The organism is Thioalkalivibrio sp. AKL7 (assembly GCF_000381705.1).
GTDB lineage: Bacteria > Pseudomonadota > Gammaproteobacteria > Ectothiorhodospirales > Ectothiorhodospiraceae > Thioalkalivibrio > Thioalkalivibrio versutus.
This window is the reverse complement of record NZ_KB906957.1, coordinates 1-14,353: the sequence shown is the minus strand read 5'-3', so window position 1 is coordinate 14,353 and position 14,353 is coordinate 1. Positions and strand designations below refer to the sequence as shown.

Sequence of the window (14,353 nt, the reverse complement as noted above, 5' to 3'; positions counted from 1 at the left end):
CTACACCGCATATCGATGATCGAATACAGGCGTTATGTAGAAGTTTCTGGATCTTGTAAAAAATCCCCATTTTTTATTGCAGGCTTTGAAGGCGTTTGCTACAACTCCAAGTGGCTGTCCCAGGGAGAGAGGGGCAGTACATGAGATTTTGTTCCGAGAACAAGCCGGAGGCAGGCAAATGACTGACCACAAGAACGATGGTTCCGAGATGGACCGCAAGTCCGAAGAAGAAACCCGGGAGACCGAACAGCTGACCGAGACGGGCGCCGCCCGTCGCGGTTTCCTGGGTCGCCTGGGCAAGGGCGGTGCCGCCCTGGCCGTGATGGGTCTGGGCGCGGAAACCGCCATGCAGACCATGTTCAACCGCAGCACCCTGTCCAGTGCCGTGGCCGCCGGCATCGAGGGCTTCCACGTAGATGGCAAGGTGGACGGCTTCATCTGGCTGAATGACCGCCCGATCAACGGTGAACTGCCGCCGCACCTGCTGCACGACGAAGTGACCCCGTTCCCCAATATGTTCATCCGCAACAACGGCGTTCCTCCGGAGAAGGCCGGGATCGACGCATCTGCATGGACCCTGACGGTCCACGGCGAAGCGGCGAACGGGGAGAAGTCCTACACCATCGCGGACCTCAAGGAGAAGTTCGAGCACCACACCCTGCAAATCTGGATCGAGTGTGGTGGCAACGGGCGTGCCGCGTTCGAGCCGTCCCCGCGCGGTAACCAGTGGGATCTGGGTGCGGTCGGCTGTCCGACCTGGACGGGTGTGCGTTTGCGCGACGTGCTGGAAGACGTCGGTTACGACGCCGACAAGGCCGAGTACATTGGCTTCAAGGCCGGTGACGCGCACCTGAGCGGCCGTGATGATCTGGATGCGCTGTCGCGTGGCTGCCCCATGCGCAAGGCTGTGGAAGACGAGACCCTCATCGTCTGGGCGATGAATGGGGAAGACATCCCGGAACAGCACGGCTATCCGCTGCGCCTGATCACCCCGGGCTTCCCGGGTTCCGCCAGCGGCAAGTGGCTGACCGAGATCCTCGTCCGTGATCGCGAGCATGACGGTCAGGGCATGACTGGCCACAGCTATCGCGTACCGCGTCATCCGGTGGAGCCGGGTGCCGACGTGCCGAACGAGGACATGGTCGTCCTCGAGGAAATGCCGGTGAAGTCCCTGATCACCTATCCGCAGACCGGTGCCGAGACCTCCGTTGGCAGCACGCTGAAGGTTGCGGGCAAGGCCTGGGATGGCTATGGCGATGTGGAGGAGCTTCATGTCTCGACCGATTTCGGGGTGACCTGGCAAAAGGCCGACCTGAAGCGTCCCGTGAACAAGTTTGCCTGGCAGACCTGGGAGGCGGACATCGAGTTCTCCGAACCCGGTTTCCATCAGGTGTGGGCCGTGGCCACCAACAGCAAGGGCGATCGTCAGCCGATGGTGCTGCCGGGCTGGAACCCGCGGGGCTACGGCAACAACAAGGCCCACCACATTGATGTCCGAGTCAAAGCCTAAGGAGCCCTAATGAAGTCGAAGATGGTCCTGTTGTTGCCGGCCATCCTCGGCCTCCTCTGGGTGGTGCCCGCGACCGCGGGCGACCACGTCGAGGCCGCCGAGGAGTACGAGACCGATTCGGAAACCGGGCTGATCAAGGCGCCGGGATTCGATACGGTCAAGAACAATTGCACGGTATGTCACTCGGCCCGGTTGTTCACCAGCCGTGGGTACACCCGCAAGATCTGGCTGGAACAGATCCGCTGGATGCAGGACACGCAGGGGCTCTGGGAGTTTTCCCCCGAAGTGGAGGAAGAGATCCTGGACTACCTGGAAACCTTCTACCCACCGAATTGATCGTGACACGGTGAAGACAAAACGCTCCGGGTTTTCCCGGGGCGTTTTTGTGTGTGTGCCCTGTGCAGGGCTGGGCGACGTTGCCCTCGGCGCCCCGCCTCTTTATTCGCGGCCTGCGTGCGTGATGGCCCAGCAGCGATGGGGCGGGGGCGGGCGGCGGTAGTCTTCGTCCAGCGTCTCGCGGGTGATGTCGCGGGCCTCGAGTCCGGTCAGGGCCTCGTGGTCCAGTTCGAAGCGGCGGCGGTTGGTGGAGAAGTAGAGCACCCCATCCGGGGTGAGCAGGCGCGCGGCCAGGAGGATCAGGTGGGCATGGTCGCGCTGCACCTCGAAGTCGTCCTCGGTGCGCTTGGAGTTGGAGAAGGTGGGCGGGTCCAGGAAGATCCGCTCGAACACCATGCCAGGCGTGTCGCTGGCCCCTTCCAGCCAGTGGATCACGTCCTCGCGCAGGAGGGCGTGGGTGCCGGGCTGGCGACGGCTGCGGCCATCGCGGATCTCGGCCTCCAGGCCGTTGGCGCGGAAGTTGTCCTCGGCCCACTCCAGGTAGGTGTTGGACAGATCGACTGATACGGTCTGGCGTGCGCCGCCCACCGCGGCATGCACGCTGACCGCGGCGGTGTAGCAGAACAGGTTCAGCAGGCGCAGGCCGCGGCATTCCTGTTGCAGGCGCAGTCGCATCGGCCGGTGGTCCAGGAACAGCCCGCTGTCGAGGTAGGCATCCAGGTCGACCCACAGGCGGCAGCCGTGCTCGTGCACCGGAAACGGAGCGGGCTGGGCGGTCTCCGCGCGCTGGTACTGCGAGCGTCCCTTCTGTGCCCGGCGCTGCTTGTAATGCAGGTGGGCGGGCTCGACGCCGGTAACCTCCAGCATCGCGGCCAGTGCGCCGCGCAGACGCGCCTCGGCGCGTGCGGGATCGACGCTGGCGGGCGCGGCAAACTCCTGCACATGCAGGTGAACCGTGCCGTCCTCGGCCTCGTAGCGGTCGATCTGCAGGGGGTATTCGGCCAGATCCGTGTCGTAGATGCGATAGCAGGTGATCTCCTGGCGCCGCGCCCAGCGAGCCAGGTGACGCAGGTTCTTCTGCAGGCGGTTGGCGAAATCCGGCGCCGGGGCCGCGGCCGGCTCGTCGCGCCGATGGATCTCGAACTGCAGCAGGTGGCAGGCAAGGGTGCCGTTGTAGAAGCGGTGCTTGTGGCTGGCGCGCAGGCCCAGGCGTTGCGAGTCCGTTGTGTCCGCCACCAGCAGGGCGACATGCCAGCCGCCGAAGGCGCTGCGCAGGCGCTCGCCCAGCAGGCTGTAGAGCTTGATCAGTTCCGGGGTGTTGCCGATGCGCTCGCCGTAGGGCGGGTTGCTGACCAGCATGCCGTGGTCGGCCGGGGGCTCCAGGGCCAGGGCATCGGCCTGTTCGAAGCGCGTGCAGTCGCGCACGCCGGCGGCCTGGGCCGCCTTGCGGGCGGCGGCCACCGCCCCCCGGTCGCGGTCGCTGCCCAGTAGCGGCGGGCCCTGCCAGGGGCGCACCGCGTCACGCGCCTCGGCCACGCAGCTGGCCCAGAGCCCGGCGTCGTGGCCGGACCAGCCGTGGGGGCGGAAATCCTCGCGCAGCAGGCCGGGGGCGGTATGGGTGGCCATCAGGGCGGCCTCGATCACGAGGGTGCCGCTGCCGCAGAAGGGGTCGAGGAACTGCGCGTCGGGATGGGTCTCCAGGTGTTCCGGCCAGCCGGCACGCATCAGCAGCGCGGCGGCGAGGTTCTCGCGCAGCGGGGCGTCGCCGCCGCTGCCGCGATAGCCGCGACGGTGCAGGCCACCGTTGCCGAGGTCCAGGCTGATCTGGGCCTGTCGGCCCTGCAGTTGCAGCAGCACGCGCACGTCCGGATCGGCGGCGTCCACGTCGGGGCGTTCGCCGGTGGCGTCGCGGAAGGCGTCGGCGATGCCATCCTTCACGCGCACCCCGGCGAAATGGGTATGCCCGATGTGCGAACTCTTGCCGGTTACGTCCACCGCAAAGGTGGTGTCGAGCCCGAACAGGGCGGGCCAGTCCAGGGCCCGGCTGGCGACGTAGCAGGCATCGCCGTCGGGTTCGTCGAAGCGTACCAGCGGCAGCAGGATGCGGCTGGCCACGCGGCTGCCGAGCAGGCAGCGGTACAGCGTGGCGAGATCCGCGTGAAAGTGGATGCCGGCGCGGTCTTCGCGCAGGTCCAGGGCCCCGAAACCCTCCAGCTCGCGCGCGACCAGCGGGGCGAGTCCGCCGGCGGCCGTGGCCAGGTATTCGCGGTGGTCGGCCGTCGGGTCGAAGGGGGCAATCGGTTCGCCGGAGGGAGACTCGGTCATCGTGGGCTCGGGCTGGCTGGGAAGCCCGACATTCTGGCACAACCGGGTGCCGTGCCGGAGCGGGACTGGGGACTCGCGGCGTTCAGCGCAGCAGGCGCCGGCGGATCAGGTAGGTGGCCAGGATGATGGCGCTCCCGCCGTAGGCGGTGATCACGGCCAGGTGCGGCAGCCAGGCCGCGGGCCAGGTGCCGGTCATCAGCGGACGCACGATCTCCAGTACATGCGCCAGTGGTAGTGCCAGGGCCAGGCCCTGCACCCAGCCGGGCAGTTCGGTCAGCGGAAAGAACACCCCGGACAGCAGCAACATCGGCGTGACGGCCAGGGTGAAGTAGTAGAGGAAGAAGTCGTAGCTGCGCGCCAGGGCGGTAATCACCAGGGCCAGCGCGCCGAAGGTGAACGCGGCGAGGAAGATCACCGGCAGCGCGAGCAGGGCGCGGGCATCGGCGACCAGCCCCAGCACGCTGGCGACGATCAGGATGGTAATGGCGCTGATCAGGCCCTTGGTCGCGGCCCAGATGGCCTCGGCGAAGACGATGTCGTCCAGCGTGAGCGGAGTGGCAAGCATGCCCAGCCAGGTGTTCTGTTCCGCCATGCGGGTGTAGGCGGAATACATGCCCTCGAAGCTCGCGGTGAACATCGCGGACGAGCAGATGATGCCGGAGGCAATGAAGACCATGTAGCGCATGCCGTCGAGATCGCCCACCAGGCTGCCGAAGCCGTAGCCAAAGGCCAGCAGATACAGGATCGGCTCGCCGAAATTGCCCAGCATCGACGGCACGATCAGCTTGCGCCAGACCAGCAGGTTGCGCCGCCAGACGGCGACGAAGCGCAGGCTGGGGCGGGGCAGGATGGGGTGGCCGCCGGACATGGGCTCAGTCCCTCAGCTCGTGGCCGGTGAGCTTGAGGAAGACGTCTTCCAGGTCCGCCTCGCGCAGGGTGGGCTCGTGGCCGAGCGCGCGGAGGCGCTCGCGCAGCCGGTCCGGCTCCGCGGTATAGACCAGCCAGGTGTCGGCGACCTGGTGGGCCCGGTCCTTCGGGCCCAGCTCGCGCTGCAGGACCTCCCCGGCGTCTGTGCCGCCGACCGTCAGCACCCAGGGCTCGATATGCTCGGCGATCAGACGGCTCGGGGCCTCACAGGCGATGATGCGGCCGTGGTCGATGATCGCGATGCGGTCGCACAGTTCCTCGGCTTCTTCCATGTAGTGAGTGGTCAGCACGAGGGTGACGCCCGAGGCGCGCAGCGCCCGAAGCTGGCGCCACAGATGATGCCGGGCCTGCGGGTCGAGACCGGTGGTGGGCTCGTCCAGCACCACCACCTCGGGTTCGTTGATCAGCGCACGGGCCAGGGTCAGGCGCCGCTTCATTCCGCCGGACAGGGCATTGATGCGCGCGCCGCGCTTGTCGTTCAGGTTGACCTGCGCCAGCAGCCGGTCGATGCGCGACTCCACCTCCGGCCCGGACAGGCCGAAGTAGGCGGCGTAGGTGCGCATGTTCTCGATCACCGTGAAGTCGGGGTCGAGGGTGTCGAACTGCGGCACGATGCCCAGGCGTTCGCGGACCGCGCGCTCGCCCTCGGGCATCGGCAGGCCGAGGACCTCGACCTGCCCGCCATCGATCGGCGTCATCCCCAGCAGCATGCGCAGGGTGGTGGTCTTGCCGGCCCCGTTGGGCCCCAGCAGGCCGAAGAATTCGCCGGGGGCGATTTCGAGGTCCACGCCGTCCACGACCGCAACGCCGTCGTACGCCTTGTACAGCTGCTGAATGGAGATGGCGGACACGGCGGGACTCGTGGCGGATGGAGAATGCATACCATACCGATTCGCGGCGGCACCCCCAATGTCCCCCTGTGATGCCATGAAAAAGGCCCGGATCTCGCGATCCGGGCCGATCTTTCGGCACATTTTCGGAATCTGTTAGGGCCGGCTGTAGGTAAAGCCCTGGTGCTGCAGCCAGGAGATGTGGGCCACGCCGCTCGGGATTACGTCATCCTCGGAGGCGTCGAAGAGTTCTTCGAGGGCGATATTGCGTCCGCGCAGGGTGTTCGCACAGACCTGGAACTCCACGTTCTGCATCTTCAGGTTCTCGATGCGGCCGCGCAGGTTTTCGTTGGTGTTGGCGGTTTGCAGCAGCCCGAGGCCGTCCCCGTGCATCACCACCTTGATCTCCATGTTGTCGGCGCCCACGGCGTTGATATGGTTCTGGATGTTGCCCATCGCGGCCATGTAGCGCCGCTCGTCATCGTAGTTCACGTGGTAGATCACTTTGTGCGTGCCATAGTCGAAGTCGCTCGCGGCCGCCAGGCCGGGGATGCCGAGCACCATGGCGAGCAGGGCGGGAAAGAGCAGTTTCATTGCGTTCATTGCACAGGTTCCTTCTGAAACAACAACGAACCCGGGCGGGTTGCGGTACGCCACGGGGCCTTGCGCCGGGGTTGGCGCGCTGTGACCGGGGGCTTCGCAGGGAAGGCGGTCAACAGGTATGAATAAGACGCCCTGCGCACGCGCCTATTCCCGTCTGCAGCGCCACAAAAAGGGTCATGTGCCGTGTGGGGCGGGTTTACGAGTGGAGTCTAGTTGCACAAAGAAAAGGGCCCGGGAAGACCCGGGCCCGAAGCGACGACCGGGAGATGGCGGTCGCCGGGTGCTTGCTGCAGGGGTATTACGGACGCACGTAGGTGTAGCCCTGCTGCTGCAGGTGCGACAGGTGGGCCACGCCGCTCGGGATGATGTCGTCCTCGGAGGCGTCGTAGAGGTCGTTAGCAATGTCGATGTTCCGCCCAACGACGGTGTTGTTGCACACCTGGAAGTCCACGTCCTGCATCTTCAGCTGATCGACGAAGGCCTTCAGGTCCTCGTTCGATTTGGCGTGCTGCAGCAGGCTGAGCCCGTTGCCGTGCATCACGACCTTGATGCTCATGCGGTCGGCGCCCACGGCGTTGATGTGGTTCTGGATGTTCCGCATCGCGCCGATCTGCCGCTGTTCGTTGTCGTGGTTCACGTGATAGACGACTTTCTGCTCGGAATAGTAGCTATCCGCGAGGGCGGTACCCGGCAGGGCGAATACGGCGGCGGCCATGGCCAGCGGAAGGATGAAGCGTTTGTTCATGATCGGGCTCCTGCGTTTGTTCCCGTGTTTTGTTTTCGATACGCCCGGGGCGTATGCCGCGTTGCAATCAGAGACCGGATCCAGGCGGCGTCCATGCCTCTGGTGTCCGGTTATGGGTAAGACGGGAACCGTTGGCGATTATTCCGATCAAATACAAGATAAGCATTTGATATAAAGTCGAAAATTAGAATATTAGGGTGAGCTTTTTTGGTGTATGCCCCAGGCTGCATGCACGGCCAGGGTGAGCAGGATCAGGCCGCCGGCCAGTAGCGTGAGGGTGCCGGGGGCCTCGGCCAGGAACAGCCAGACCCAGAGGGTGCCGAACACCGCCTCCAGCACCAGGAACAGGGCCACCTCGCCGGCCGGCAGAAAGCGGGTCGACAGGGCGATCAGGGTCAGCGCCAGCGGGAGCTGGACGAGGCCCATGATCGCCAGGACCGCGAGGCTGTCGAGCCCGACGGCGAGCGGTGTCGCCAGCGGCCACGCGATCAGCGCGGCCAGCATCCCGCCCGCCGCGATCACGGCCAGCCGGTCCACGCGGGGCGAGCGGCGCAGCAGGGTCAGGTTGATGCCGACCACCAGGGCCGCCAGCAGCGCCAGGGCGTCGCCCAGCCAGCCCCCGGCCTCCAGCGAGCCGGCCAACACCCCGACGATCCCGCCGATACAGATCAGCATGGCGATCCAGGTCCGCAGCGGCACCCATTCGCGCAGCAGCAGTCCGGAGAACACGGCCGCGAACAGCGGCGAGGCCGCCAGGATGACCACCACGTTGGCGACCGTGGTGTGCAGGATGCCGAGCACGAACAGGATGGTGGTCGCCGCGAACCCGGCCGCGACCCAGCCGGCATCGCGCCCGCCCAGTCGCAGGTGGGTCCAGGCCCAGCGCCCGTCGAGGATACGCAGCAGCAGGGTCAGGGCGAGGGCCATCAGCAACCCGCGCCAGAAGACGATATCCATGCCCTGGGTGTCGGCCAGGCGCACCAGCAGTCCGTCGAAGCTGAGTGCCATCACGCCGGTGAAGGCGAGCAGGGAGCCGTGCAGGTGTTCGCGTTGCATGATCCGGTTCACCCTCCATGTGCCGCTTTTCCAGCGGGGTTGTTACAGTGCGTGGGTACCGTTTTCGGAGTGCCGTATGTCCGCATCCCAGATCCCGCCCGAACTCCAGCCGATCGGGGCCATTGGCCTCGGCATCATGGGGGCGCCCATGAATCGCAACCTCCTCGCCGCCGGGGCTGACGTCCAGGTCTGGGCGCGCCGGCCGGAGACGGCGGAAGCACTCGCGCAGGATGGGGCGCAGCCATGCACGAGCCTCCCGGAGCTGGTTCGCGGCGTGCGGGTGCTGGTGCTGAATGTCTCCGATACGCCGGATGTCGAGGCGCTGATGCTGGGGCCGGACGGGGTCCTGGAGCATGCCCGTCCCGGACTGGTCGTGATCGATCACAGCACCATCGACCCGATGCGTACCCGCGCCATCGCCCGCGCGGCCGCCGAACGCGAGGTGACCTTCGTGGATGCCCCGGTTTCGGGCGGGGAGCCGGGCGCGCGGGCCGGGACGCTGAGCCTGATGGTGGGCGGGCCGGTCGATGTTGTCGAGAGGCTGCGGCCGATCTTCGAGGTGGTGGGCTCCACCCTGACCCACGTCGGCGACAGCGGCGCGGGACAGATCGCCAAGGCCTGCAACCAGCTGGTGGTGGGCGAGACCCTGGTCGCGGTGGGCGAGGCCTTTGCCCTGGCGGAGCAGTCCGGTGTCGACCCGGCGCGGGTGCGCGAGGCGCTGATGGGCGGGTTTGCCTCTTCGCGCATCCTCGAGGTGCACGGGCAGCGCCTGCTGGACGGCGACTTCGAGCCCGGGTTCCAAGTCGGCCTGTACCACAAGGATCTGGGGATTATCGCCGACCTGAGCCGCGATCTCGGGCTGGCGACGGAGGGGCTCACGCCGGTGCGCGAGGCCGTGGATGCGGCGCTCGAGGCCGGACAGGCGCGGCACGACGTGGCCATCCTGGCGCGATTCTGTGTGCGCGCCAGCGAAGCGGCTTCCTGACGGCTTGCGGCGCTTCAGAGCCCGAAGCGCCAGACCAGCCAGGCCAGCGAGAACCCGCCGAGGAAGACGAGGCCGGCCCAGGCCAGGCCACGCAGGCCGGGACCCGGTTTCGCGGCGGCCGGCACGTCCGGTGACATCACCGCGCGGAAGGTGAGCCAGGCGAGGATCGGAGCGGACAGGAACGACAGGGTGGTGGCGATGTCGACGAAGCGCGTGAACTGCTCGCCGGCCAGCCAGATCAGGGCCAGCGCGCCGGCCGCGACGATCAGCAGGGCGATGCGATAGCCCCACCAGTCCAGCCCGCGCTCGCCCCGGGGGGCGGGTTCCATGTCCTGCGCCTGGTGGCCGTTCTCTCGCAGGGTGCGGATGATCGCCATGATGACCCGCGGATAGGCGTCGGTGACCGCCAGGGTGGTGGAGAACATGGTGGTGAGTGCCGCGATGGCGATCAGCGAGCGGCTCCACTCGCCCAGGCTCTGGGCATAGAGATCCACCAGCTGCGCCGAGAACGCGGCCGCCCCCGGGGCGAAGCCGATGCCGGTGCCGTACATCAGCAATGCCCCCAGCAACATGAATGCAAGCGCCAGCAGGGTGGCGCCGATGAAGCCGAGGCGGAAGTCGAACACGGCCTCGCGCACGCTGGGATGGTGCCCGGTCATGCGGGCGCGTTCCTGGGTCCAGACCGAGTGCCAGGCGGCGACATCCAGCGGGATCGGCATCCAGCCGAGCAGGGCCAGCACGAAGGCGAAGCCGGCGAGGGTCCACAGGCTCGACCATTCCGGTGCGCCGGAGAGGGTCTGCCAGTCCGGGGCCTCCTGGAAGGCCAGGGCGACCGCGACCACCGTCGAAACGCTCAGCGCCGCCATGATGATCTTCATGCCCAGGTCCAGGCCCTTGTAGGCCTCGACCATCAGGAACCCGATGCAGGCCGCCAGGATCAGCGCGGACAGCGCGACCATCGACAGGTCCAGCCCGAACACCAGTGCGAACAGCCCCGCAGTGGTCAGGGTGACCACGGCCTGGATGATGAACAGCGTCCCCAGGGTGACGGCGATGTAGAGTCCTAGGGCCCAGTTGCCAAGGCGGTGGTAGCCGGTGAGCAGGTTATGTCCGGTGGCCGCGGCGTAGCGCGGGCCGAATTCCAGGAAGGGGTACTTGAACAGGCAGGCCAGCAGCACGATCGGGATCAGCAGTAGACCGTATTCGGCCCCGCCCCGGGTGGCCTGGACCAGATGCGAGACGCCCACCGCCGCTCCGGCCATCAGCAGGCCCGGTCCGATGGCGGCGCGCAGGGAGGCGCGGGTGGTAGCGGTCATGGGCCTGGGTCCGGGGGTAAGGGTGTGGGGGTACGGATTCTAGGGAAACACTGATCAATGTACACGTGCGTTTGGGTGTCCCATGTTCCCGATCCTGCCTTGGGTCTGATGGATGGGCAGCGGATCGCAGGACGCCAAGGCCCGCACAGCGCGCCTTGTCTCGAAAAACTTGGGGGATCAACGCGACTCATCAGCGTCGCCCAGGGAAGACGAGGGCGTGCGCTGACCGCGCCCGCCACGCTTCAGAGCGATAGCGGGACGCGACGGTAGACTTTCGGTGCGTTGGGGATATGGTCGCTGCTTGCGGGGAAGCGCTGGATCAACTTGTCGTAATAGCTGCGAATGTTCTGCACGTAGAGCACGGGCTCCCAGCCGCGGGCGTAGCCATAGCGGGTTTGCTCGTGCCATTCGCGTTCCGCCAGGCGTGGCAGCCACTGCATTACGTCCAGCCAGCGATTCGGATCGTCGCCGTTGGCATCGGCCAGGCGCCGGGCGTCATGCAGGTGTCCCAGCCCGACGTTGTAGGCCGCCAGCGTCATCCAGGTGCGATCCGGTTCCGGGATGCGTTCCGGTAGACGCTCACGCAGGTCCAGCAGATAGCGGGTGCCGCCGTCGACGCTGGATGCCGGGTCGGTGCGGTCCTCGACGCCGAGGCCGGACGCGGTGTTCTGGGTCAGCATCATCAGCCCGCGCACCCCGGTGGGGGAGATGGCCTCCGCGTTCCAGTGTGACTCCTGGTAGGCCACGGCGGCGATGAAGCGCCAGTCCAGGCCGTATTCGGCGCCGGCGCGTTCGAACAGGTCGCGAAAGCGATCCAGCTGGTTATCCACGCGCCGGGCGAAGGTCAGGGCGTCCACCAGGTCGTGGGTCTCCAGATGGCCCAGGTAGCGGTCGATCATCAGTTCCAGGTCACGGTTCCCTCGCAGGCGGTCAATGTAGGCCTCCGCCGCGTCGATCAGGCTGCGGTCGAAGCCGGCCGGGAACAGCCAGGTGACGGCCACCCCGCGCTCGAATTCATAGGCGGTACGCAGGTCGGGATGCAAGCGTTGCAGCCGGCCGAACTCCAGGGAGCTCATCAGGGCATAGTCGATTTGGCCCGCGGCCAATGCCTGGCGTTGCGCTTCGGCGGTCCCGATGGGTACCAGCTCGACCGGCGGGTCTCGCGGCTCGTACCCGAGGGTCTCGAACAGGCCCGGATTCGGGGTCTCGGACTCCGGATCCCCTGCCCGGACCGATACCTGTTGCCTCGCCGCGTCGGCGTGGGCCAGATGGGCCCGCAGGCGTTCCGGCAGCGGCGACTGTGCGGTGAGTCCCAGTCGGGTTCCGGCGGGCAGGCTGGCGAGGGCGGGCAGTGCAGCGGTGGATTCGTTGCCGCGCCAGAAGGCGAGAACCTGCTGGATGGCGAGGATCTCCGGACCGCGTTTGATCGTCGGTTCATCGGGGTCCACCAGCAGCCCGGCGGCCAGGTCCGCCCGGTGTTCGCGCAGGCGGCGGTGGGCCTCGGCGGCGGTCTCCACGCGGGTTACGCGAATGCGCGTGCCCAGTTCCTTCGCGAAGCCATGCAGCAGGGCCAGTTCCAGTTGGTCGTGGCCCTCAGTGGCCGCCAGCTCCGAACGCCCCAAAGGCGCTTCGACCAGCACTACCTGCAGTTCCTCGCGGAAGGTCAATTGCTGCAGGGCCGAGGGCGGCTGGAACCAGACCCGCAGGCCGATCATCACCAGCAATACGATGAACACGCCGAGCTCGATCTGGCGCCAGGTCGAGCTCGGGGGGCGAAGGTGGAGGTGCGGGAACATGAACCGATGATACCCAATCGGCCGTGCAGGCAGTGCTAGCCGACGACCGGCGAAGGGCGAGATGGTGACCCTATCGCCAGTTCAGGACCAGGCCCTGGGCGCGGAGGATCTGCAGTGCGGGGTCGACACAGGTATCGATGAAGGCGGCCCGGCGTGGGTTGTCGCGCGCCAGACGGCGGTAGTGTGGGCCCGCGGGCAGGCCCGCGAGCTGGTAGATATCCGCCGTGGGGTAGTAGAAGGCGTGCACGAACTGGCGGAACACCCGCCGCATCAGCGGGCGATAGGCCGCCTTCTGCCAGGTCGGCAGGGTATCCAGGTAGCTTTCCAGCGTGTCGCGGGCATGTGCCATGTGGCGCGCTTCGTCGATCATGTGGGTGGAGACGACGTCATGCACCGTGGGGCTGATCTGGTCACGGCGCTGGTGGATCAGACGGTTCATCCGATCCGGGACCTCCTCGCCGATCATCACTGCGATCCAGAAGATCGAGGACTCGAAGGGGGCAAAGCGGCCGACCAGGGTGGCGAGCCTTGGTTTCGGGAAGCGCCGTTCCGGCAGCTCCAGCCCGCTGCGACGCATGAACTCGATGAACATCAGGCTGTGACCGGCCTCTTCACGCAGCTCGTGCAGGCGGTAGTTCAGCCGGTCCAGGCGGCCGGTCGAGTGCATGGAGATGCGCGAGATGCGTTCCATGAACAGGCCTTCCAGCCACAGCGCGCCACTGATGAAATAGAGAAATTCGTACTGCGAGAGGCGCCGCTTCTGCTCGCCCGACAGCGCGGAATATTCGGGCGTGCCGAACAGCGAGATGGCCTCTTCCGGGATCCAGTAGTCCTCCGAAGACAGCGCATCCCAGCGAACCCGCATGAGCGGATCCTGGTACGGCGAGCTGTTGCGGCTCAAATGATCGAGCAGCTCCTGGGAGGAATTCATCGTTGGCGTGCCGGGACCCATGCGGATAACGCCCGGAATCATACCGACTCTGGCGCTCCGGACCAACGCCAACCCGTTGCAATCTGCGGTTGCTCCCCCATGATGGAGCCCATGGACAAGAATCTGCGGTACCGAATCAATTTTCTGAACAACGGAAAAACGTACGAGCTGTACGCCCGTGACGTTTACCAGGACGAGCTTTACGGTTTCGTCACCATCGAGGGCCTGCTGTTCGGCGAGCGCACACAGGTGGTGGTGGATCCCTCGGAGGAGCGCTTGCGTACCGAGTTCGAGGGTGTGGAGCGCTTCCATGTGCCGATGCATGCGTTGATTCGGATCGACGAGGTCACGGCAGTGGGTACCCCGCGCATTCACGATGCGGGAACTGCCGGGGGCAATGTGCACGCTTTTCCCGGTCTGCCGGGCAAGGGCGGTTCCTGATCCCGCAAGCTGCTGTTTTTCGTCCCCTCCATTGCGCCGCTGCCGCGCCTGGTTTAGGATTCCGCGCTTCGTGACCGTCCAGCGGTTGCGGAAAACGGAGAGGTGGCCGAGCGGTCGAAGGCGCACGCCTGGAAAGTGTGTATACGGTAACCCCGTATCGAGGGTTCGAATCCCTCCCTCTCCGCCAGATTCAAGCAAAGGGGCCAGGTTGGCCCCTTTTGCATTTCCAGCCCCTGGCGTATCGGGATTCGAACCCTCGATCGATCAAGATGATGGTTCGACCGGTGGCGCGAAGCGACACCGGAACGCCGAAGCAGAGCGGAGGCGGCCCGGAGGGCGGCGACCACGTCGCCGTAATCCCTCCCTCTCCGCCAGATTCAAGCAAAGGGGCCAGGTTGGCCCCTTTTGCATTTTTGGCCTCGGGGATCCTGCTTGCCGGCTAGTGGCTGGTCCTGGTTCGGCATCCGGTGTTTACGGTGGCTTCGGTCCGCCGCCTGCCAGGCGCTCTCTCGCGAGCGCACCGCGAGGTACTTCTTTGCTCGTGCAAAGAAG

13 protein-coding genes and 1 tRNA gene are annotated in these 14,353 nt (G+C 66.5%); 5 read left to right on the top strand and 9 right to left on the bottom strand.

The annotated features are described in order from the left end of the window. The first annotated feature begins 178 nt into the window (after nt 1-178). Together G315_RS0112630 and G315_RS0112625 are read left to right on the top strand one after the other, a co-directional pair. Nucleotides 179-1,510, top strand: coding sequence for a sulfite oxidase (locus tag G315_RS0112630; protein WP_019612622.1), 1,332 nt, complete (start codon nt 179-181; stop codon nt 1,508-1,510). A gap of 9 nt (nt 1,511-1,519) precedes the next feature. Beyond that, nucleotides 1,520-1,846: a hypothetical protein gene (locus tag G315_RS0112625; protein WP_018937860.1), complete on the top strand. Its 327-nt coding sequence runs from the start codon at nt 1,520-1,522 to the stop codon at nt 1,844-1,846. Between the two features lie 102 nt (nt 1,847-1,948). On the opposite strand, the gene rlmKL is transcribed toward G315_RS0112625, so the two are convergent. The 6 genes from rlmKL to G315_RS0112595 form a co-directional block, all read right to left on the bottom strand. After that, nucleotides 1,949-4,171 carry a bifunctional 23S rRNA (guanine(2069)-N(7))-methyltransferase RlmK/23S rRNA (guanine(2445)-N(2))-methyltransferase RlmL gene (gene rlmKL, locus G315_RS0112620; RefSeq protein WP_018175988.1) on the bottom strand — a complete coding sequence of 741 codons (2,223 nt, stop codon included), beginning with the start codon at nt 4,169-4,171 and terminating at the stop codon, nt 1,949-1,951. Nucleotides 4,172-4,253: 82 nt separating this feature from the next. Continuing rightward, on the bottom strand, nt 4,254-5,039 hold the full coding sequence (locus tag G315_RS0112615; RefSeq protein ID WP_019612621.1) for an ABC transporter permease: 786 nt from the start codon (nt 5,037-5,039) through the stop codon (nt 4,254-4,256). A gap of 4 nt (nt 5,040-5,043) precedes the next feature. After that, entirely contained in the window at nt 5,044-5,949 is a 906-nt protein-coding gene (locus G315_RS0112610) for an ABC transporter ATP-binding protein (RefSeq protein ID WP_018144379.1), read from the bottom strand. A 135-nt stretch (nt 5,950-6,084) separates the two neighbouring features. After that, nucleotides 6,085-6,531: a DsrE family protein gene (locus tag G315_RS0112605; protein WP_018144378.1), complete on the bottom strand. Its 447-nt coding sequence runs from the start codon at nt 6,529-6,531 to the stop codon at nt 6,085-6,087. A gap of 298 nt (nt 6,532-6,829) precedes the next feature. After that, a complete protein-coding gene (locus G315_RS0112600) occupies nt 6,830-7,276 on the bottom strand; it encodes a DsrE family protein (RefSeq protein ID WP_018144377.1) in 447 nt (148 codons plus the stop codon). A 192-nt stretch (nt 7,277-7,468) separates the two neighbouring features. After that, a complete protein-coding gene (locus G315_RS0112595) occupies nt 7,469-8,332 on the bottom strand; it encodes a DMT family transporter (RefSeq protein WP_019612620.1) in 864 nt (287 codons plus the stop codon). A 76-nt stretch (nt 8,333-8,408) separates the two neighbouring features. Here G315_RS0112595 and G315_RS0112590 point away from each other — a divergent pair, with 76 nt between their 5' ends. Continuing rightward, complete coding sequence (locus G315_RS0112590) at nt 8,409-9,317, top strand: NAD(P)-dependent oxidoreductase (protein WP_019612619.1); 909 nt, start codon at nt 8,409-8,411, stop codon at nt 9,315-9,317. A gap of 14 nt (nt 9,318-9,331) precedes the next feature. Here the strand turns inward: G315_RS0112590 and G315_RS0112585 are convergent, their stop codons facing one another. From G315_RS0112585 to G315_RS0112575, 3 genes are all read right to left on the bottom strand, one after another. Further along, nucleotides 9,332-10,633 (bottom strand): NRAMP family divalent metal transporter, encoded by a 1,302-nt coding sequence (locus tag G315_RS0112585; protein ID WP_018144374.1) that lies wholly within the window; start codon nt 10,631-10,633, stop codon nt 9,332-9,334. A 242-nt stretch (nt 10,634-10,875) separates the two neighbouring features. Further along, a complete protein-coding gene (gene mltF / locus G315_RS0112580) occupies nt 10,876-12,429 on the bottom strand; it encodes a membrane-bound lytic murein transglycosylase MltF (protein ID WP_019612618.1) in 1,554 nt (517 codons plus the stop codon). A gap of 70 nt (nt 12,430-12,499) precedes the next feature. Continuing rightward, the gene (locus tag G315_RS0112575; RefSeq protein WP_026182023.1) at nt 12,500-13,360 is read right to left on the bottom strand and encodes a diiron oxygenase; all 861 of its coding nucleotides are present in this window, start codon (nt 13,358-13,360) and stop codon (nt 12,500-12,502) included. Nucleotides 13,361-13,471: 111 nt separating this feature from the next. On the opposite strand from G315_RS0112575, the gene G315_RS0112570 reads away from it, so the two are divergent. Together G315_RS0112570 and G315_RS0112565 are read left to right on the top strand one after the other, a co-directional pair. Then, on the top strand, nt 13,472-13,801 hold the full coding sequence (locus G315_RS0112570; RefSeq protein WP_018144371.1) for a DUF1820 family protein: 330 nt from the start codon (nt 13,472-13,474) through the stop codon (nt 13,799-13,801). A gap of 96 nt (nt 13,802-13,897) precedes the next feature. Next, nucleotides 13,898-13,988: transfer RNA gene (locus G315_RS0112565), tRNA-Ser, on the top strand. Nucleotides 13,989-14,353 lie beyond the last annotated feature (365 nt).